General features: G+C 62.6%; 13 protein-coding genes. 9 read left to right on the forward strand and 4 right to left on the reverse strand.

Annotated features, from left to right (window positions below):
* Positions 1-12: 12 nt before the first annotated feature.
* The 5 genes from ACODTD_RS04605 to ACODTD_RS04625 all read left to right on the forward strand — a co-directional run bounded on the left by ACODTD_RS04605 (position 13) and on the right by ACODTD_RS04625 (position 6,389).
* Positions 13-2,202 carry a DUF1631 domain-containing protein gene (locus ACODTD_RS04605; protein WP_489104563.1) on the forward strand — a complete coding sequence of 730 codons (2,190 nt, stop codon included), beginning with the start codon at positions 13-15 and terminating at the stop codon, positions 2,200-2,202.
* Positions 2,203-2,266: 64 nt separating this feature from the next.
* On the forward strand, positions 2,267-2,827 hold the full coding sequence (gene ampD, locus ACODTD_RS04610; protein WP_011332414.1) for a 1,6-anhydro-N-acetylmuramyl-L-alanine amidase AmpD: 561 nt from the start codon (positions 2,267-2,269) through the stop codon (positions 2,825-2,827).
* Entirely contained in the window at positions 2,824-3,657 is an 834-nt protein-coding gene (gene ampE, locus ACODTD_RS04615; RefSeq protein ID WP_064382581.1) for a regulatory signaling modulator protein AmpE, read from the forward strand. The genes ampD and ampE overlap by 4 nt, the downstream gene beginning before the upstream one ends.
* A gap of 157 nt (positions 3,658-3,814) precedes the next feature.
* A complete protein-coding gene (locus tag ACODTD_RS04620; RefSeq protein WP_489104564.1) occupies positions 3,815-5,845 on the forward strand; it encodes a methyl-accepting chemotaxis protein in 2,031 nt (676 codons plus the stop codon).
* Between the two features lie 154 nt (positions 5,846-5,999).
* Positions 6,000-6,389, forward strand: coding sequence for a hypothetical protein (locus ACODTD_RS04625; protein WP_489104565.1), 390 nt, complete (start codon positions 6,000-6,002; stop codon positions 6,387-6,389).
* Here ACODTD_RS04625 and ACODTD_RS04630 read toward each other — a convergent pair whose 3' ends face one another.
* Complete coding sequence (locus tag ACODTD_RS04630) at positions 6,390-7,166, reverse strand: TatD family hydrolase (RefSeq protein WP_489104566.1); 777 nt, start codon at positions 7,164-7,166, stop codon at positions 6,390-6,392.
* Between the two features lie 3 nt (positions 7,167-7,169).
* The gene (gene cra, locus ACODTD_RS04635) at positions 7,170-8,165 is read right to left on the reverse strand and encodes a catabolite repressor/activator (RefSeq protein WP_197871367.1); all 996 of its coding nucleotides are present in this window, start codon (positions 8,163-8,165) and stop codon (positions 7,170-7,172) included.
* 306 nt (positions 8,166-8,471) lie between these two features.
* Between cra and ptsP the strand changes: the two genes are divergently transcribed.
* The 4 genes from ptsP to ACODTD_RS04655 are packed head-to-tail and all read left to right on the forward strand — an operon-like array spanning position 8,472 to position 15,620.
* The gene (gene ptsP, locus ACODTD_RS04640; RefSeq protein ID WP_489104567.1) at positions 8,472-11,333 is read left to right on the forward strand and encodes a phosphoenolpyruvate--protein phosphotransferase; all 2,862 of its coding nucleotides are present in this window, start codon (positions 8,472-8,474) and stop codon (positions 11,331-11,333) included.
* A complete protein-coding gene (gene pfkB / locus ACODTD_RS04645; protein WP_489104568.1) occupies positions 11,333-12,274 on the forward strand; it encodes a 1-phosphofructokinase in 942 nt (313 codons plus the stop codon). Before ptsP ends, pfkB begins: the two co-directional genes overlap by 1 nt.
* Positions 12,275-12,285: 11 nt before the next feature.
* The gene (locus ACODTD_RS04650; RefSeq protein WP_197871373.1) at positions 12,286-14,019 is read left to right on the forward strand and encodes a PTS fructose-like transporter subunit IIB; all 1,734 of its coding nucleotides are present in this window, start codon (positions 12,286-12,288) and stop codon (positions 14,017-14,019) included.
* Positions 14,020-14,078: 59 nt separating this feature from the next.
* Positions 14,079-15,620 carry an alkaline phosphatase D family protein gene (locus ACODTD_RS04655; protein ID WP_489104569.1) on the forward strand — a complete coding sequence of 514 codons (1,542 nt, stop codon included), beginning with the start codon at positions 14,079-14,081 and terminating at the stop codon, positions 15,618-15,620.
* 122 nt (positions 15,621-15,742) lie between these two features.
* Here ACODTD_RS04655 and ACODTD_RS04660 read toward each other — a convergent pair whose 3' ends face one another.
* Positions 15,743-18,271 carry a PepSY domain-containing protein gene (locus ACODTD_RS04660; RefSeq protein ID WP_489104570.1) on the reverse strand — a complete coding sequence of 843 codons (2,529 nt, stop codon included), beginning with the start codon at positions 18,269-18,271 and terminating at the stop codon, positions 15,743-15,745.
* Positions 18,272-18,403: 132 nt separating this feature from the next.
* Entirely contained in the window at positions 18,404-20,725 is a 2,322-nt protein-coding gene (locus ACODTD_RS04665; RefSeq protein ID WP_489104571.1) for a TonB-dependent receptor, read from the reverse strand.
* Between the last annotated feature and the right edge of the window lie 114 nt (positions 20,726-20,839).

Raw genomic sequence — 20,839 nt, forward strand, 5'->3', positions numbered from 1 at the left:
CAGGAGGCTTGGATGCACAACGACGGGAATGTAGTGCCTCTGCACAAGGCCACTACCGATCAGGCGACTCACTCGCCGCTCGCCCGCCTGCCTGTGATTCTGCTTCAGGTTCGCGACAAGGCTGCCCAGCGCCTGCGCAACGGTTTGCAGGAGTTGTTCGATAACGCCGACGACACCCTGTTCGAAATGGCCGATCGGGCACGCAATGACGTCGAACAGAACATTTTTTTCGAAGCCATGCGCGACCTGCGCCTCAAGCGCAAGAACATCGAGCGCGGTTTTCTCGAGCAGTTCTTCGAGGCCTTTGTCGGCCTCACTCAATTCGATCCCGTCCCCACCGTCCTCTCTCATGCTTTGCAGCACGAGGACACGACAGTGCGCACCGATGACATGGAGCGCAACGTCGCGGTCGAGACCATGGTCGGCCGCGTACTGAATCGCGACGGTTTCGCCCTCGATCAACTGACCACGCGATTCAATGCGCTGTTGGGCAAGACCCTGGACGATCATTACAACCCGCTGGGCCCGGCGATGCTTTGCGAATACTTCCTGCAGGCCGGGCGCAACTTGGGGGTGGAGATCAAGGTCAAACTGATCCTGCTCAAACTGTTCGAGCGGTATGTGCTGGCCGATACCGATCAACTCTACGCCGAAGCCAATCAACTGCTGATCGCCACGGGCGTATTGCCCGAGCTCAAGCCGGCACCGGCCCGTCGCGCCATCGATCAGGCCGTGGCCAGCGTGCAGGGCGAATTCGAGGGCGTCGACAAAACCCAGACCGATGCGGGCGTGCAGGAGGTCTTCGCCGCGTTGCAGGAGTTGCTGCTGCACGTGCGCGGCACCGTTGCGCCGACCCTGGAGCCCAGCGCTCCCGCCCAGCCGATTTCCACCCGCGACCTGCTGCGCCTGCTCTCGCACCTGCAGCAATACGTACCGGCGCTGGCAGTGCAGGACGATTTCGATCTGCGCCATCAACTTGAACAGTTGCTGACCCGGGTCAGCGTGCGCAGCGGCAAATCACGAATCGTCGGCGGGGCGGACGAGGACGTGATCAATCTGGTGGCGATGGTCTTCGACTGCATCCTCGATGATCGCAACCTGCCGGACTCGCTCAAGGCGCTGATCGCCCGGTTGCAGATCCCGATGTTGAAGGTCGCGGTGATCGACAAAAGCTTCTTCAGCCGCAGCAGCCACCCGGCGCGGCGGCTGCTCAATGAAATTGCCGAGGCGGCGATGGGCTGGGGCGAGTGCGACGGTAATGCGCGCGACAGCCTGTATCTGCGCATCGAACAGGTGGTGCAGCGCCTGCTGGCGGATTTCGTCGATGACCCGGCGATTTTTTCCGAGTTGCTGGCGGATTTCCTCGCCTTCACCAGTGACGAACGCCGTCGCAGCGAATTGCTTGAACAGCGTTTGCGCGATGCCGAAGAGGGCCGGGCGAAAACTGAACTGGCTCGTCAGCGGGTCGAGCAGGCGTTGAATCAGGCGTTGCTGGGCAAAGTCCTGCCACCGTCGGTAGTGACGTTCGTGCAGGAGGCCTGGAGCAAGGTGTTGCTGCTGACTTGCCTCAAGCACGGCGATCAGTCCGCCGAATGGCATGCCGACGTGCAGACCATGGAGCAATTGATCTGGAGTGTGCAGCGCCACGACGACGCCGAAGCCGGTCTGCGTCTGTTGGCGCTGGTGCCGGGATTGCTCAAGTCATTGAGGGACGGCCTGAGCACTTCAGCTTTTGACCCGTTTGCCACCAGCGGCTTTTTCAGTGAGTTGGAAGCGCTGCATGTGCGCCTGCTCGAGCCGTCCAGCGGACCGGATCAGTCCGTGCTGTCGGAAATGATCGAGGTGCCGCAGACGATTGTCTTGCAGATGGCCGACGACGGTCTCAAGCCACGCACGCCGGCGCGTTTGCCGGCCGACGATGTCGGTTTGCGCCAGGTCGATCAGTTGCGCCTGGGCAGTTGGGTGGCGTTCGAGGAAGACGAAGAACACACCCTGCGCTGCAAACTGGCGGCGATCATCGAGGCGACCGGCAAGTACGTATTCGTCGACCGTACCGGGATGAAAGTGCTGGAGCGCGAGCGCACCGAACTGGCCCTGGCGTTTCGTCGCGGCGCGGTGCGGACGCTGGACGACACCTTGCTGTTCGATCGGGCGCTGGAGTCGGTGCTCGGTAATCTGCGGCGGCTCAATCGCGGCAAGTGATCGCGCGCCGGGGGCCGATCACGGCATACTGGTCGCCAACACAGTCGGCGTTGAAGGAATCGGTATGCAGTTGGATCCCGCAAGCGGGTGGTGTCACGGGGTGCAGGTCTGCCCTTCGCCCAACTTCAATGAACGCCCGGCGGGCGAAGTCTCCCTGTTGGTCATCCACAACATCAGCTTGCCACCGGCGCAGTTCGCCACCGGCAAGGTCCAGGAATTTTTCCAGAATCGTCTGGATGTCACGGAACATCCCTACTTTGCCGGGATCGCCGACCTGCGCGTGTCTGCGCATTTTCTGATCGAACGTGACGGCAAGGTCACCCAGTTTGTCTCCTGTCTTGAGCGTGCCTGGCATGCCGGTGTTTCGGTGTTCGAAGGACGGGAAACCTGTAACGATTTTTCCGTGGGCATCGAGCTGGAAGGCACCGATGATCTGCCGTTCACCGATGCGCAGTACCAGGCGCTGACCGTGCTGACCCGGCAGATACAGGCGGCGTTCCCGGCGATCACCGTCGAGCGGATCTGCGGGCACAGCGACATCGCCCCCGGACGCAAGACCGACCCCGGACCCGCATTCGACTGGGCACGCTACCGCGCCGCCCTGGCACAAGAGGAAGGACAATGAGTTTTCTGGTGTTACTGCTGGCGGTCTGGATCGAGAAGTTCTCGGCCCTGCGCCAACGGGTGCAACGCGATGGCGGATGGATCCGCGAACTGCACAAGCTTGAAACCGGCGGGCTGGCGAAGCAGCCGTGGCTGGTGCTGACCATCCTGGTGCTGTTGCCGGTGGCGCTGCTGGGCTTGCTGCTGGTGGTGCTGGAGCCGGTGGCCTACGGTCTGCTGGCGTTGCCGGTGCATTTGCTGGTGGTGATTTACAGCCTGGGGCGGGGTGACCTGCTCGGCGAGCTCGGGCCGTTCCGCGACGCCTGGCGCCGTGAGGATCTGCAGGCCGCTGCCCATGTGGCCAAGCGTGATCTGAACATCTGCGCCGAAAGCGGCGAACAATTGCTGGAGCAAGTGCAACGACATCTGTTGTGGCAGGCCTACCAGAGCTTTTTTGCGGTGATTTTTTGGTATTTCCTGCTCGGTCCGGTGGCGGCGCTGAGCTATCGCTTGCTGGCGCTGGCCGAAGAAAACGCCCAGAACCCGGCGGTGGCCGAACGGGCCGGGCAACTGCGTCATGCCTTCGACTGGGTGCCGGTGCGCCTGCTGGCGGCGAGCCTTGCCCTGGTCGGCAATTTCGTCGCGGTCAGCCGAGTAATGCTGCACGAGCTGCTGAACTGGAACATCAGCGCTGCGCAACTGATCAACAAGGTCGGACTGGCTGCCGGGGAAATCCCGCCGGCCGCCGTCGGTCCCGAAGGCATCAATACCCTCGACTGTCTGTGGGAACTGCTGCTGCGGGCGGCGGTGCTGTGGTATGCCGGGTTTGCCCTGTGGACGGTGCTGGCGTAGGCCGTTCCTGTGACGAGGGGGGCAATCCCCCTCGTTAACCTTAAGTTACAAAACCTCCCTTCGATTTGAGCTATACAGAGATGGCGCCCGATAGTGGCTATCTGCTGTCGCCCCGCGCCTGCCAATAAAAACAAGAAAAAACCAAGGGAGACTTCCAGTGAAGAGCTTGCTCTATCCCGCCGTCTCGCTGATGAACCGCTTGAGCTTCGGCATGAAGTTCAGCCTGATCAGCGTGCTGTTCCTGGTGCCGATGCTGGTGACCAATTTCTATCTGGTGCGCGATTCCTATCGCGAATTCCAGGGCACCCGGGTGGAGCTGCAGAGCCTCGACCTGCTGGGCAGCAGCCTGACCCTGCGCCGGGATCTGGAAACCCTCAACAATCTGGTGCAGATCAACGTCACCCTCGGTCAGTCCGGCAAGGCCGGCAATGTCGAGGTGCAGATCACCGGCCTTGAGCAAAACGTCCTGGCCCGCCTGCAAGGGCTGACGCCGATGACCGAGGATCCTGAGCAGATCAAATTCTTCGAGACCAAGCGCGATGAAATGATCGCTGCGTTCAAGAACCAACAAGCGGAAAACTCCCTGCAAAGCAAAAGTGCGCTGATCGGCAAACTGCTGGGCAATGCGCAGGTTTTCAGCCAGATCGTGGCCAGTCAGGCCGGATTGAGTCGCGACAACCAGAGCGACATTCGCCAGCTCACCGAGCTGATCACCGCGAATACGCCGGCCGTCACCCAGGCCTTGGGCGAAGGTCGGGCGATGGGTTCGTATTCATTGGGCCAGGGCTTTCTCAACAGTTCGTCGAGCACCCGTTTCGACGAGCTGCTGGTGCAGATTGAAAAACTTCAGGCCGAATATGGCCTGAAATTGCAGGACGCGCTGGGCTCCAGCAAAGCCGCCCGTGACTCCCTGAGCGCACTGGCGGATGCCAGCAAGGCGTCGTTGAAACAGGCCGGCACACTGATCGAAGAACAAGTGGTGATGGCCGAAACGCTCGACGCTCCATGGCAGGGGTTTTATGACCAGGTCACCGGGCTGATGGACCAGACCTATCAGCTCGACGACGCCACTCTGAAATTCCTCGACACCCAATTGCAGCAGCGCCTGGGGCAAAACCGCACGCACATGGTGCTGCAAGCTGTGGCGTTGTCGGTGGTGTTCGTGCTGATTTTCTACCTGTACGGTGGCTTCTACGCGTCGACCCGCGCCACTCTGAAAAACCTCGGCGCCATGATGGATAAAGTGGCGGCAGGCGACATGACGGTGAATTTCCGCGCCAACAGCCGCGATGAACTCGGCGAGTTGGGCGAAGTGTTTAACGGTACGGTGCGGAAAATCCATGACCTGATCGAACGGGTCGGCCAAACCGTTGGCGAGGTCGAGCGGCAGGCGGGGCAAGTGGAAAACGTCTCGGCGCAAAGCAATCAGGCAGTCGCCGGGCAGCGCACGCAGATCGAACAAGTGGCCACCGCGATGAACCAGATGTCGGCGACATCGCTGGAGGTGGCACGCAGTGCAGCGGCAGCGGTCAGCAGCGCCCACAGCGTGAACGACGAAACCATCAGTGGTCGCGGGCTGGTGGAATCGCAGCAGGGCAGCATCGCGGCACTGGCGAGCGAAATCGATCAGTCGGTGCTGGTGATCAACCAGTTGGCCAGCGACAGCCAGGCGATCAGCCGTGTTCTGGAAGTGATCAAGAGCATCGCCGAGCAGACCAACCTGCTGGCGCTCAACGCCGCGATCGAGGCGGCGCGGGCCGGTGAGCAGGGCCGCGGTTTTGCCGTGGTCGCTGACGAAGTCCGCACGCTGGCCAAGCGCACCCAGCAATCGACCGAAGAAATCGAGCAGATGATCGCCAAACTCCACGGCGGCGTCGGCGCGGCAGTAAAGGCCATGGGCGTCAGCCATCAGATGGCCAACGGCACGGTGGGGCAGTCGGAGAAAGTCCAGCAGGCGCTGGAAAACATCCTCGGCGCTGTCGGCATGATCGTCGACCAGAACCAGCAGATCGCCGCCGCCGTCGAACAACAGACCGCCGTCGCCCACGATATCGACCAGAACATCGTCGAGATCAACCGTGCCGGCGAGCGCACTGCAGAAGGTGCGCATCAGACCGAAGATGCCAGCCGTGCGTTGTCGGCGCAGGTGGTCGAGTTGAAACAGCTGATCAGCGCGTTCCGGGTTTGAATTGACCTGCCTCCTGTGAGGCAGGTTTTTTCGGAATGGCTTGTAGTACTTTTTTGCCTACATCTGTAAGCCCAATCCTGTTTTCCTCCAGGCGCTGGTTTCTCGGCTTCAATGAACCAAGCTCAGTTCACTGACCACTTGGAGGAGATCGCACATGTCCGTCGCAACCCTGGGCGTCCAGGGCCTCTGCGCCCACTGCCAGACCACGCTGGTGCTCAAACCTTGGCAACTGAATGCCATTTCGATCCACGAAGCGTTCACCTGTGCCCATTGCCAGAAAAGCCTGGAGCTGCGCTGCCCGAAGCAGATCAAACGCTTTCGTTCGCTCGATTCACTCGGCCTGCTGCGCGCCAGTGCGCTGGTGACGGTGTGCACCGCGTTGCTGGTGGCCTTGGTGATGGAATGGGTAGGGTTGCTCAGCGTCACCGAGCAGTTGAACGCGTCGTTGATCGCGATCTTCGTGTACTTCGCGGTGATTCGTTATGCCCGGCACCGTCAGCACCTGACGCTGATTCTCGACGCGGCCAAGGCCCACGCCGACTGACTACCAGCCGAACACGTCGCAGCTGTTGGCGGTACTGGCGGCGGCCAGTTGTTCCGGATCGATGTTCATCAAGGCGGCCAGTGAGTCGCAGATCGCCGGCAGATGCGCCGGCGTATTGCGAGTGCCGGGGTACATGGCGGGCGCCATGTCCGGTGAGTCGGTTTCCAGCACCACCGAATCCAGTGGCAAGTCGGCCAGCACCCGGTGCATGCGCAACGCCTGCGGCCAGGTCGGTGCCCCCCCGAGGCCAAGTTTGAAACCGAGCTTGATATATTCCCGCGCTTCTTCACGGCTGCCGGCGAAGGCGTGGATGATGCCAGCGCGTTTGAGCTTGAAGCGCTTGAGCGTGGCAATCACCGCCGCATGACTGCGCCGCACATGGATCAATGCCGGCAGTTCAAAATCTGCCGCCAATTGTAGTTGTGCCTCGAAAAGCGCTTGCTGGCGTTCGCGGTCGAGGGTTTCGATGAAGTAATCCAGGCCGATTTCGCCGACCGCGCACAGCTGCCGATGACCCTTTAGCCGTGTCAGCCAATCGCCCAGAGCAAGCAGGTCTTCAGGCCGATGCTGATCGAGATAGACCGGGTGCAATCCGAACGCTGCGTACAGATCGGCATCGCTTTGCACCAGATCCCACACCCGTTGCCAGTTACCCTCATAGACCCCGAGCACCACCATCCGCCGCACCCCGAGGGCGCGGCTTTCGCTCAGCAGTGCCGCGCGGTCGGCGTCGAAGTCGGGGAAGTCCAGATGGGTGTGGCTGTCGATCAGCTCCACGGCTCAGTCCCGGTGAATACGCTGCTTGAAGGTACGGGCGATGGCCTGCACGCCAGGCTGGTAGTCCGATTGTTCGACCGCCGCCAGCGCCAGTTCCAGCGCCTTGTCGGCGATCAACTGGTGCTGCTGGGCCATGGCGTTGACCGGCAGCGGCAGGAAGTCGAGCAACTGGGTGTCGCCGAATGTGCCGAGGCGCAGCGGGCGGTTTTTGAGCGGGAAGTCATGCAGCGCGTCGAACACGCCCTGCAGCAGCACGTAGGACGTGGTCACCAGCGCGTCCGGTAAATGCCCGAGGCGTTGCAGGAGTTCTTCCATCAGCTGCTTGCCGCACTCGCGGCTGAAGGACTCGGCGTGTTCGATCAGCACTTCGCCCTTGAACCCGGCCAGGGCTTGCTTGAACCCGGCTTCACGTTCCTGGCTGATGCTCAGTTCCGGGCGGGCGCCCAGCAGTACGATCTGTTTCGGCTGCGGGTCGAGCAGGCTTTCGGTCAGGTGCAGGCTGGCTTCGCGGTCATCGCTGACCACCGAGCAGAAATGTTCGGCATCCATCACCCGGTCGATGGCAATGATCGGCAAACCCTTGGTCTGCAACTGGCGATAACTGTCGTCACCGGCCGGCAGGCAACTGGCGACGATCAACGCATCGCAGCGCCGGGCGCGGAACAGTTGCAGCAATTGCCGCTCGCTGTCTGGCGCATCGTCGGAGCTGGCGATCAGCAGCTGATAGCCGCGTGCCCGAGCGCCTTGCTCCAGCAGTTTGGCGATCCGCGCGTAACTGGGGTTTTCCAGATCCGGCAGGATAAAACCCAGGGTCCGGGTGTGCCGACTGCGCAACCCGGCCGCCTGTGGATTGGGGGTAAAGCCGTGCAGATCGACCACCGCCCGCACCCGCTCGACGGTGGCGTTGCTGATGCGTTGCTGTTCGGCCTTGCCGTTGATGACGTAGCTGGCGGTGGTCACGGACACTCCGGCCAACCGCGCGATATCACTGAGTTTCAACCCGGGATTTCCTTGTTTTTTCGAGCTTGCCGCGACATTTTCGCCAATCCTACCCGATTCAGGCAGGCGACCATTGTCTCAGCGCATCCGACAAGTTGGACTTCAAGGATGGGACATTATCGAGTAACGTGCCGATCAATCTAGATTAAACGTTTCAGCAAGCGTATTTTCTACGTTTTAGACGCCTTTGGCCGGTTCTGCCGTGAAACCGCCAAAACTGCCTCCTGAAAAGGATGGCCTACAGCGCCTAAGCTGCAACCATTCAAAACAATACCTGGCGTCACACGACGCCAAAAAGGAGATCGCATGCTCGAGCTCACTGTAGAGCAGATATCCATGGGCCAGTCGGCTGTGGATAAACCCGCCGCTTTGCAATTGCTGGCCAGTCATCTGGTCGCCGATGGACTTGTCGCCGACGGCTACCTCGCCGGCCTGCAGGCCCGGGAGGCTCAGGGCTCCACCTTCCTCGGCCAAGGCATTGCGATCCCCCACGGCACGCCCGAAACCCGTGATCAGGTATTCGCCACCGGCGTGCGCCTGATGCAGTTTCCTGACGGCGTGGACTGGGGCGACGGCCAGATCGTGTATCTGGCCATCGGCATCGCCGCCAAATCCGACGAACACTTGCGCCTGCTGCAACTGCTGACCCGCGCCCTCGGCGAGACCGATCTGGGCCAGGCCCTGCGCCGCGCCAGTTCGCCCGAAGCGCTGCTGAAACTGCTGCAAGGCGCGCCGCAAGAGCTGGCGCTGGATGCGCAGATGATCGGCCTCGGCGTATCGGCCGACGATTTCGAAGAACTGGTCTGGCGCGGAGCACGCCTGCTGCGCCAGGCCGATTGCGTGAGCAACGGTTTCGCCGGCGTGTTACAGCAGGTCGAAGCGCTGCCGCTGGGCGATGGCCTGTGGTGGCTGCACAGCGAGCAGACCGTGAAGCGTCCGGGCCTGGCCTTCGTCACGCCGGACAAACCGATGCGCTACCTCGGTCAGCCCCTCAGCGGTCTGTTCTGTCTGGCCAGTCTCGGTGAAGCGCATCAGGCGTTGCTCGAACGGCTGTGCGCGTTGCTGATCGAAGGTCGCGGCCATGAATTGGGTCGCGCCACCAGTAGCCGCAAAGTCCTCGAAGTGCTCGGCGGCGAGTTGCCGGCCGACTGGCCTAGCGCACGTATCGCATTGGCCAACGCCCATGGTCTGCACGCGCGGCCGGCGAAGATCCTCGCGCAACTGGCGAAAAGTTTTGACGGCGAAATCCGTGTGCGCATCGTCGACGGTCAGGACAGCGCCGTATCGGTGAAAAGCCTGAGCAAATTGCTGAGCCTCGGCGCCCGTCGTGGCCAGGTGCTGGAAATCATCGCCGAACCGAGCATCGCCGCCGACGCCTTGCCGGCCTTGCTGGCCGCCATCGAAGAAGGCCTCGGCGAAGAAGTCGAACCGCTGCCGGCCGTCAGCCAACAACCCGAAGTGATCACCGACATAGCCGAAGTTATCATCGCCCCGGCCTCCGGCAGCTTGCTGCAAGCGATTCCCGCCGCCCCCGGCATCGCCATCGGCCCGGCGCACATTCAGGTCCAGCAAACCATCGATTACCCGTTGCGCGGCGAGTCCGCCGCCATTGAGCGCGAGCGTCTCAAGCAAGCGCTGGCCGACGTGCGTCAGGACATTCAAGGCCTGATCGAGCGCAGCAAGGCCAAGGCGATCCGCGAGATTTTCATCACCCACCAGGAAATGCTCGACGACCCGGAACTCACCGATGAAGTCGACACTCGCCTCAAGCAGGGCGAAAGCGCCGAAGCAGCCTGGATGGCCGTGATCGAGGCCGCTGCAAAACAACAGGAAGCGTTGCACGACGCGTTGCTCGCCGAACGTGCTGCCGACCTGCGTGATATCGGGCGCCGGGTGCTGGCGCAACTGTGTGGCGTGCAGACGCCCGCCGAGCCTGAGCAACCGTACATTCTGGTGATGGACGAGGTCGGCCCGTCCGACGTGGCGCGTCTGGATCCGGCGCGGGTCGCGGGGATTCTTACCGCCCGTGGCGGCGCCACCGCTCACAGCGCCATCGTGGCTCGCGCGCTGGGAATTCCGGCGCTGGTCGGTGCGGGCGCTGCAGTGTTGCTGCTGAAACCGGGCACGCCGTTGCTGCTCGACGGCCAGCGCGGTCGCTTGCACGTGGACGCGGATGGCGCGACCCTGCAACGCGCCAGCGAGGAACGCGACACCCGCGAACAACGCCTGAAAGCCGCCGCCGAACAACGCCATCAACCGGCGCACACCACCGACGGCCACGCCGTGGAAGTGTTCGCCAACATCGGTGAAAGCGCTGGCGTCATCGGCGCGGTGGAGCAGGGCGCCGAAGGCATCGGCCTGCTGCGCACCGAGCTGATTTTCATGGCCCATCCGCAAGCGCCGGACGAGGCGACTCAGGAAGCCGAATACCGCCGCGTCCTCGACGGCCTCGCCGGTCGGCCGCTGGTGGTGCGCACCCTCGATGTCGGCGGCGACAAACCGCTGCCTTATTGGCCGATCGCCAAGGAAGAGAATCCGTTCCTCGGCGTGCGCGGGATTCGCCTGACCTTGCAGCGTCCGCAGATCATGGAAGCGCAGTTGCGCGCCTTGCTGCGTTCGGCGGACCACCGTCCGTTGCGGATCATGTTCCCGATGGTCGGCAGCGTCGAAGAGTGGCGTCAGGCCCGCGACATGACCGAGCGCCTGCGTCTGGAAATCCCGGTTGCCGACTTGCAACTGGGGATCATGATCGAAGTGCCGTCCGCAGCCTTGCTCGCGCCGGTGCTGGCCAAAGAAGTGGATTTCTTCAGCGTCGGCACCAACGACCTGACCCAATACACCCTGGCCATTGACCGGGGTCATCCGACCCTGTCCGCCCAGGCTGACGGCTTGCACCCGGCGGTTCTGCAACTGATCGACATCACCGTGCGCGCGGCCCACGCCCACGGCAAATGGGTCGGCGTCTGCGGCGAGCTAGCGGCTGATCCGCTGGCGGTACCGGTGCTGGTCGGCCTCGGTGTGGATGAACTGAGCGTCTCCGGGCGCAGCATCGCCGAGGTCAAGGCACGCATCCGCGAACTCAGCCTGACCCAGACGCAAACCCTTGCTCAACAAGCCCTGGCCGTGGGCAGCGCCAACGAAGTGCGCGCATTAGTGGAGGCCCTGTAATGGCCAAGATTCTCACCCTGACCCTCAACCCGGCGCTGGACCTCACGGTGCAGTTGCCACGTCTTGAGGCCGGTCAGGTCAATCGCAGCGACGAGATGCACACCCACGCCGCCGGCAAGGGCGTGAACGTCGCACAAGTTCTGGCCGACCTCGGTCATCAACTGACGGTCAGCGGCTTTCTCGGCGAAGACAATTTGCAGGCGTTCGAAAACCTGTTCGCCAAGCGCGGTTTCACCGATGCGTTTATCCGGGTGCCCGGCGAGACCCGCAGCAACATCAAGGTCGCGGAGCAGGACGGACGCATCACTGACATCAACGGCCCGGGCCCGGTTGTGGGCGTGGTGGCGCAACAGGCATTGCTGGAGCGTCTGGTGCAGATCGCGCCGGGGCATGACGCGGTGGTGGTGGCCGGCAGTTTGCCGCGCGGCGTGACTGCACAGTGGCTGCGCGAGTTGGTCGAGCGTTTGAAGGCGTTGGGTTTGAAAGTCGCCCTGGACACCAGCGGCGAAGCTTTGCGCGCAGCGCTCAAGGCCGGTCCGTGGCTGATCAAGCCGAATACCGAAGAACTGGCCGATGCGCTGGGCTGTGAAGTCGTGTCCCACGCGTCTCAGGCCGAAGCGGCCAATCGGCTGCACGCCCAGGGCATCGAGCATGTGGTGATTTCCCACGGCGCCGACGGTGTGAACTGGTTCAGCGTCGGCTCGGCGCTGCATGCGACGCCGCCGAAGGTCAGCGTCGCCAGTACGGTCGGTGCCGGCGATTCGTTGCTGGCCGGCATGCTCCACGGTCTGCTCAGCGCCGACACGCCGGAACAAACCCTGCGCACTGCTACGGCGATTGCGGCGCAGGCGGTAACCCAGATCGGTTTCGGCATTCACGATGTTGCGCAACTGGCGCGGCTCGAACAGGGCGTGCGCGTGCGCCCCCTGACAGAACAATAAGAGGGTTTGTCATGAAGTTAGCCATTGTCACGTCCTGCCCGAACGGCATGGTCACCAGTGTGCTGTGCGCCCGGTTGCTGGATGCCGCGGCCCAGCGTCAGGGCTGGAGCACCAGCGTCGAAGTGGTAGACGCCGCGCACCCGGAACGTGAATTGTCGGCGGCCACCATCGAGGCCGCCGAATGGGTATTGCTGGTGGCCACGGGACCGGTGGACATGACCCGGTTCATCGGCAAGAAAGTCTTTCGGATTGCACCGGCGCAAGCCCTGCAGGATGTCGAAGACGTGCTGCGACGTGGCGCAGTCGAGGCCGAGGTTTACGTCGCTGCCGAAACGCCATCCACAGTTGCTAGCGCACAAGCGCCGCGACTGGTCGCGGTCACCGCGTGCCCGACCGGCGTCGCCCACACCTTCATGGCCGCCGAAGCCTTGCAGCAAGCTGCCAAGCGTCTGGGCTACGACCTGCAAGTCGAAACCCAGGGCTCGGTCGGCGCGCGCAATCCGCTGAGCGCAGCCGCGATTGCCGAGGCTGACGTGGTGCTGCTGGCGGCTGACATTGAAGTCGCCACCGAGCGTTTCGCTGGCAAGAAAATCTACCGCTGCGGCACCGGGATTGCGTTGAAGCAGTCCGAAGCCACGCTGAAAAAAGCCCTGGCCGACGGTGTCGTGGAAAACGCTGCCGGCGATGCAAAAGTCCCGGCCAAGCAAGAGAAAAGCGGCGTCTACAAACACCTGCTGACTGGCGTTTCTTTCATGCTGCCGATGGTGGTGGCGGGCGGTCTGATGATCGCCTTGTCGTTCGTCTTCGGCATCACCGCGTTCAAGGAAGAAGGCACGCTGGCGGCGGCGCTGATGCAGATCGGTGGCGAGACCGCGTTCAAATTGATGGTGCCTTTGCTGGCCGGTTACATCGCCTGGTCGATTGCCGACCGTCCTGGACTCGCGCCGGGCATGATCGGCGGTTTGCTGGCGAGCACTCTGGGCGCCGGCTTCATCGGCGGGATCGTTGCCGGGTTTATCGCAGGCTACGCGGCCAAGGCGATCAGTCGGTATGTGGCGCTGCCGCAAAGCCTGGAAGCGCTGAAACCGATTCTGATCATCCCGTTGTTCGCCAGTCTGTTCACCGGGCTGGTGATGATTTACGTGGTCGGCAAACCGGTGGCCGGGATGCTCGCGGCGCTGACGCATTTTCTCGACAGCATGGGCACCACTAACGCAATTCTGCTCGGTGTGCTGCTGGGCGGCATGATGTGCGTCGACCTCGGCGGGCCGATCAACAAGGCTGCCTATGCATTCTCGGTGGGGCTGCTCGCCTCGCAGAGTTACGCACCGATGGCCGCGACCATGGCCGCCGGCATGGTGCCGCCGATCGGTCTGGGCATTGCCACCTTCATCGCCCGTCGCAAGTTCGCCCAGACCGAACGCGAAGCCGGTAAAGCGGCGCTGGTGCTCGGGTTGTGCTTCATCTCCGAAGGGGCGATTCCGTTTGCCGCGAAAGACCCGTTGCGGGTGATCCCGGCGAGCATTGCCGGCGGTGCGTTGACCGGTGCGTTGTCGATGTATTTCGGCTGCAAACTGATGGCGCCCCACGGTGGCCTGTTCGTGCTGGCGATTCCGAATGCGATCAACCATGCGCTGTTGTACCTGCTGGCGATTGTCGCGGGCAGCCTGCTGACGGCGGTGGTGTACGCGCTGGTCAAACGACCGGAAGCCGTGGAACTGGCGCTGGAGCCCGCGAAGGCGTGAGGTGTCACACCCCTTTCATCTAGCAGTGCTTAAGTTTTCCTTTTTTCAGGGAGAACACCATGAGCGATTTCAATCCCGGTCGCCGGCGCGTGATGCAAGCCGTCGGTGCCGGACTGCTGATGCCGGGGCTGGCGCCGGCCGTGATCGCGTCGGTCAAGGATCGACCGCAACTCACTGACGGCGTGCAATCCGGCGACTTGCAGGGCGACCGCGCGATGATCTGGAGCCGCGCCGACCGCCCGGCGCAGATGGTGGTGGAGTGGGACACCCGCAGTCAGTTCCGCCATCCGCGCCGCGTCATCTCCGCGCTGGCCGATGCCCGCAGCGATTTCACCGCCCGCGTCGAACTCACCGGGCTGCCCGCCGATCAGGCGATTTTCTATCGCGTGTATTTCAAGGACGCCCGCACCGGCGTTGCCAGCGAGCCGTGGCTCGGCCACTTGCGCAGTGCACCGACGGCGCGGCGCAATCTCCGTTTTGTCTGGAGCGGCGATACCGTCGGCCAGGGCTTCGGCATCAACCCCGATATCGGCGGCATGCGCATCTATGAAGCCATGCGCATGCGCCTGCCGGACTTCTTTATCCACAGCGGCGACACCATCTATGCCGACGGCCCGGTGCCGGCGCAACTGAGCACTGAAGGTGGCCGGATCTGGCGCAACCTCACCACCGAAGCCAAGAGCAAAGTCGCCCAGACCCTCGACGATTATCGCGGCAATTACCGCTACAACCTGATGGATGAAAACGTCCGTCGCTTCAATGCCGAAGTGCCACAGATCTGGCAGTGGGACGACCATGAAGTGGTCAACAACTGGTCGCCGGGCAAGCAGCTCGACGAGCGCTATCAGGAAAAAAATATCCACACCCTGGTCGGCCGTGCGCGTCAGGCCTGGCTCGAATATTCGCCGATGCGTTTGCAGGCGGCCGATGGCGGCGGGCGGATCTATCGCAAGCTGAGCTACGGGCCGATGCTCGATGTGTTCGTGCTCGACATGCGCAGTTATCGCGGCGCCAACGACGACAATCTCGGGGCGGAAAAACCGTTCCTCGGGCGTGAGCAATTGAACTGGCTCAAGCGCGGACTGAAGGCGTCGAAAGCCCAGTGGAAAGTCATCGCCGCCGACATGCCGATCGGTCTCGGCGTGCCGGATGGCGAGGTCAGTCCCGGTGTTGCGCGCTGGGAAGCGGTGGCCAACGGCGACCCCGGCCCGGCGCAGGGACGTGAGCTGGAAGTCGCCGAGCTGCTGGGCTTTTTGCGCGCGCAACAGGTGCGCAATTTCGTGTTCCTGACGGCGGACGTGCATTACTGCGCAGCGCATCACTACCACCCGGATCGCGCGGCATTCCAGGATTTCGAACCGTTCTGGGAGTTTGTCGCAGGACCGTTGAACGCCGGCAGTTTCGGACCCAATCCGCTGGACAAGACTTTTGGCCCGCAGGTGGTGTTCCAGAAAGCACCACTGACGCAGAACGCATCGCCGTTTGCCGGGTTTCAGTTTTTCGGTGAGGTGAACATTGACGGGCAGAGCGGGGACATGAGTGTGGTGCTGCGGGATCTGGAGGGGGTTGCGGTGTTCGAGCAGAAGCTGCAACCGACTTGAGTTCACCGCAAAAAAAACTGTGGGAGCGAGCTTGCTCGCGATAGCGATATAACAGACAACGAATGAGTTGAATGTAAAACCGCTATCGCGAGCAAGCTCGCTCCCACATTTGTCATGTGTGGTCAGTAAACGTCGCGGCGATAGCGACCCTGTTCGATCAGGCGTTCGACTTCGGCGGCGCCCAGCACTTCATTGAGCACCTGATCCACGCCCGACGCCATGCCTTGAAGGCTGCCGCAGATGTAGATCACCGCACCGTCCGCCAGCCATTTCTTCAACTCGGCGGCCGATTCGCGCAGGCGATCCTGCACGTAAATCTTTTCGGCCTGATCCCGCGAGAACGCCAGATCCAGGCGTTCCAGATCGCCATTGATCAACCACTCTTCCAGCTCCGCGCGACAGAGGAAATCGTGCTCGCGATTGCGTTCGCCGAACAGCAACCAGTGGCGCTGTTGACCATCGGCGATCCGTGCCTTGAGCAAGCTGCGCAGTCCGGCAAGGCCGGTGCCGTTGCCCAGCAGGATCATCGGCACCGGAGCGTTCGGCAGATGGAAACCGCTGTTGCGGCGGACCCGCAGGCTGATGCTGCCGCCGACCGGAGCATGCTCGGTCAGCCAGCCGGAGCCGATGCCGAGGCTGCCGTCGGCATGCTGTTCCTGACGCACGATCAGTTCCAGCACGCCGTCTGCGGCAATCGAGGCGATCGAGTATTCGCGCATCGCCAGCGGCACCATCGCATCGACCAGCGCCTGAGCGTGCAGGCCGACCAGATGCGCGCGGTGCTCGGGCAATTGGCGGCTGGCGAGGGCCACTTCCAGCGGCTCTTGCAGGCCGTTGACCTTGACGCTGGTTTCGCCACGGATGCCGAGACCGTCGAGGAAATGCTCGATGGCCCACGGGCAGTTGCGCGGCAGCACTTCCACCAGGTCACCGGCCAGCCAGCTGCGAGAAGTCGGCGCGGTCAGGCCGAGCAGGAAAACAGGGGCGCCGCTGCTGTCCGGGTTCATCAGCTCGCGGCGCACCAGTGTCCAGTTCTCGTAGCTCGGCGCCTGCCAGGTGTCGACCGGCGCTTGCCCGGTGATCAGGCCGAGCTGGGTCTGCCAGTGACGCAGGGCGTAAGGATCGCCACTGTCGACTTCGACCGGGGCGAACAGGGTCTTGCCGCCGTGTTCGCCCAGCCATTGATGCAGGCGTCGGGCGAAACCGCAGAAGTGTTGATACTGCCGATCGCCAAGGCCGAGCACCGCGTAGTTGAGGCTGTCGAGGGTCGAGGCGTTGCTCAATACCTTGCGCTCGAAACCGCGAGCGCTGTCCGGTGCTTCGCCGTCGCCGAAGGTACTGACCACGAACAGCGCGTTGTTCGATTCGCGCAGATCCTGCTCGCTGACATTCGCCAGCGGCTGCACCTTCACCGGCAATCCGGCGGCTTGCAATTGACCCGCAGTCTGCCACGCCAGTTGCTCGGCAAAACCGCTCTGGCTGGCGAAACCGATCAGCCACGCCGGCGTATCGCCGGCCGGTTGATCGAGGCCTTTGCGGGCATCCTTGATCTGCTTTTTCTTGCGCCGGCGATCCAGGTACAGCAGCCAGCCGGTGATGAAGAACAGCGGCATCAAGACGGCCGCGACAGTGACGATGATCCGTCCGACCAGACCGAAATAGCTGCCGACGTGCAGCGCGTAAATGCTGGTCAGCAATTGCGCCTTGAAGCTCTTGTCGGCGTAGCGGTCGACCCGTTTGACGACGCCGGTGGCCGGGTCGAGGGTGATCTGGTTCAGCGCGCGGTCATGGGGCGAGCTGTCGAGCAGGTAGAACACGGTCGCCGGTTGGCCGGCCACTGGCGGCATGCGGATGTTGTAGGCGGCGAGGCCTGGACCTGCGGAACTGTAGATGCTGACCCACATCGCGGCGTAATCGGCGGTCGGCGCCGGGCCTTCAGGGGCAGGGCCGCGTCCGCCGCGCACGCGTTCGTTTTGCGGCGCGTCGGAAAGCAATTTGGTCAGGCCCTTGTTGTACCACTCGTACGACCAGGACAGTCCGGTCAGTGCCAGCAGCAGATACACCAGCATGCACCAGGTGCCGAACACCGAGTGCAGATCCCAGTTGAAGCTGCGACCCTTTTTCTTCCAGTCCAGGGTCAGCCACACGCGCCAGCTGTTCCACTGGCGCGGCCAGCGAAGGTACAGGCCGGACAGGCAGAAGAACAGCAGCATCAGGGTGCAGGCGCCGGTGATGTTGCGGCCGGTATCGCCCATGGCGAGGAACCTGTGCAGTTGCAGCATCAGGCCGAAGAAGTCCTGGCCGGTGGCCTCGCCCTTGAACTCGGCGGTGTAGGGATCGAAGTAGCGCATCTCGCCCCGGCGCTCGCCTTTGGGCGGGGTGAACCAGACGCGTCCGGCGCTGCCGCTTTCGGTCTCGACCGAGAGCATCGAGACTTTCTTGCCCGAGGCTGCTTCGATCTGTGCCACCAGATCGGCGGGCGGCAGGACGCCGGCGACCTGTTTCTCGACCTGCAACACGGAGGGGTTGAGGGCTTTGAGAATTTCGTCCTGAAACGAATAGGCAGCGCCGGTGATGCCCATCAGGGCCAGCACCAGCCCGGCAGTGATGCCAAAAAACCAGTGCAACTGGAACAGGGTTTTCTTCAACACGTTGCTTGCCTTGTCCGTTCGGAGGTTGTGTTCACGGCGTGCATTATGCCGTGGCCTATCGAGAAACGTTCTTTATTACGCACAAAAGCCCCGCTCAAATGAATGAACGGGGCCCGGTGCTTCCGGCTTCTATCAGAAGTGGAAGTTGGTGCTCAGCAATGCCGTACGGCCCGCCGCCTGGTTGGCGAAGTGGGTCGAGAAGGCCTTGTCGTAGTAGGTCTCGTTGGTCAGGTTCTGCACGTTCAGTTGCAGGTCGACGTTCTTGCTCAGCTTGTACGCCGCCATCGCGTCGTAGCGAACGTAGGAATCGACCATGGTGGTGTTGGCCACGTTGCCGAACACGTCATCCACGTAGAACGCACCGCCACCGATGGTCAGCTTCGGCGTGACCTGGTAAGTGGTCCACAGGCTGGCGCTGTTTTTCGGCGTGTTAGGCAGCTCGTTGCCGTTGTTGGCCTTGTTGGCCGGCAGGTCGCCACCGTCAACCTGTTCGCTGTCCATGTAGGCATAACCGGCGAACACTTGCCACTTGTCGGTGATCTTGCCGCTGGCGGACAACTCGATACCTTGTACACGCGTCTTGCCGGCGTTTTCGTACGAGGTGGTATCAACCTGGACACGCGCGTTTTCTTTCTCGGTACGGAAGATGTCGGCGGTCAGCGACAGGCGATCGTTCAGCAGATCCCACTTGGTGCCGATTTCGTAGTTCTTGGTGGTTTCCGGCTCCATGTCGCTCTTGAGCAGGTTGCCATTGCGATCCGGGGTGCCGCCCAGCGGGTTGCCTTCCTGACCTTCACCCAGGGTGTTGCCCGGCGGTGTGGCGGAGGTGGCGTAGGACGCGTAGATGCTGCCGTTCTCTGCCGGCTTGTAGACGATGCCGAACTGACCGGTGACGAACTCGCTGGTGTCAGCACCCTTGGAGGTGGTGCGGCCAGCGTTGTTGTAAGTCTTGTAGCCGGTTTCGAAGTGGTCGTAACGCAGGCCCATGTTCACCAGCCATTGCTCGGACAGCTCCAGGGTGTCGAACACATACAGCGCGTAGGTATCGGACTGGGTGTCGGTGCCGGCGTAGTTGCGCGAGATCGCGCCGTTCCACGGATCGTTCGGGTTCGGGTTCGACAGCGAGGTGCAGTTGTAGCCGCTGGCGGCGCCGATCAGGCCCGGGTTGCAGTTGGTGGTCACGGCCGAGGTGCGCGGCGTGGTGTCGGTGTTGACGTTGTACGAGGATTTGCTGCTTTCCTCACGGGTGTATTCGACACCGGTGGAGAAGCTGTTCTTGAAACCGGCGACGTAGAAGTTGCCGAACAGATCGGTCTGGTTGGTGGTGGTCTCGGTGTTGCTCACGCGAGTGTTCGCACGACGCCAGACGCTGCCGTTGTTGACGTTGCCCTTGCTGTCGTCCGGCTGGGTCAGGATGTAATCCTGCATGCTGGTGCCGTGACGCAGGGTGTTCTTGATGGTCAGCGAGTCGCTCAGGTCATGCTCGATGGCGAAGGTCGCGGTGTCGGTGCGGCCCTTGCGGAAGTCGCGGTCCAGACCGTAGAAATTGCTGTGATCGCCGCCGGCGTACGGCTTGTCCGGGTTGGACTTGGTGCGCACCGCCGAGCCGCCGGCAGGGATGGTGTAAGGAATGCCCGAATCCGGGGTGTCATTGCTTTCGAGATGGTAGTAGTCGAGGTTGACGCGGGTGTCGGTGCCCAGGCCGAAGGCCAGGGACGGCGCGATGCCCCAACGGTCGTAGTCGACCTTGTCGCGACCGGCGACGTTGCTCTCGTGGCTCATCAGGTTCAGACGACCGGCAGCGGTGTCGCTGAACTGGTAGTTGCCATCCATGGTGTAGCGCTGGGTCTGGTCGGAGCCCCAGGTGAAGCCACCGTCGAACGAATTGCCCAGGTGCGCTTTCTTGCTCACCAGGTTGATGCTGCCGCCCGCCGCGCCGCGACCGCCGATGGCGGAGTTCGGGCCCTTGCTGACTTCGATGTTTTCCACGGCGAAGATTTCGCGGCTCTGGGAGCCGGTGTCGCGCACGCCGTCGAGGTAAGTGTCGCCCTGGGCGTCGAAACCGCGGATGAACGGACGGTCGCCCTGCGGGTTGCCGCCTTCACCGGCACCGAAGGTGATGCCCGGCACGGTGCGCAGTGCGTCCTGCATGTTCAGGGCGCCGGTGTCTTTGAGTACCTGTTGCGGAATGACGGTGACCGAGCGCGGCGTGTCGACCAGCGGCGCGGTGTACTTGGGCGAGGAGGCTTTCTCGACCTGGTAGGACGTCGAGTCCTGGGCTTCGCCGGTGATGGCGGTGGCGTCCAGGGCGATGGCATTGCCGGTGGCTTTACTGTCGGTTTTTTCGGCGGCGAACACCATGTGGCCTGCGGAGCCGGCGGTAATTGCCACGCCGATGGCGGAAGCGAGCAGACGCGGTGAACTGACCGGTAATTGTGCGGGTTGACGTGCCATTTTTATTCCCCTCCCCAAGGATTTGAGGCGGCGAAATATAGGGTAAACAGGTATTCGTATCAATTGCGAAACATTGTTATTCGCACTGAATTTACATTCTTTACAATTTAACCT

The organism is Pseudomonas sp. FG35 (genome assembly GCF_057809295.1).

Coding starts and splice junctions, on each gene's coding strand:
- ACODTD_RS04605 (WP_489104563.1), top strand. CDS start 13: ATGCACAACGACGGGAATGTAGTGCCTCTGCACAAGGCCACTACCGAT.
- ampD (WP_011332414.1), top strand. CDS start 2,267: ATGCAGTTGGATCCCGCAAGCGGGTGGTGTCACGGGGTGCAGGTCTGC.
- ampE (WP_064382581.1), top strand. CDS start 2,824: ATGAGTTTTCTGGTGTTACTGCTGGCGGTCTGGATCGAGAAGTTCTCG.
- ACODTD_RS04625 (WP_489104565.1), top strand. CDS start 6,000: ATGTCCGTCGCAACCCTGGGCGTCCAGGGCCTCTGCGCCCACTGCCAG.
- ptsP (WP_489104567.1), top strand. CDS start 8,472: ATGCTCGAGCTCACTGTAGAGCAGATATCCATGGGCCAGTCGGCTGTG.
- pfkB (WP_489104568.1), top strand. CDS start 11,333: ATGGCCAAGATTCTCACCCTGACCCTCAACCCGGCGCTGGACCTCACG.
- ACODTD_RS04650 (WP_197871373.1), top strand. CDS start 12,286: ATGAAGTTAGCCATTGTCACGTCCTGCCCGAACGGCATGGTCACCAGT.
- ACODTD_RS04655 (WP_489104569.1), top strand. CDS start 14,079: ATGAGCGATTTCAATCCCGGTCGCCGGCGCGTGATGCAAGCCGTCGGT.
- ACODTD_RS04665 (WP_489104571.1), bottom strand. CDS start 20,725: ATGGCACGTCAACCCGCACAATTACCGGTCAGTTCACCGCGTCTGCTC.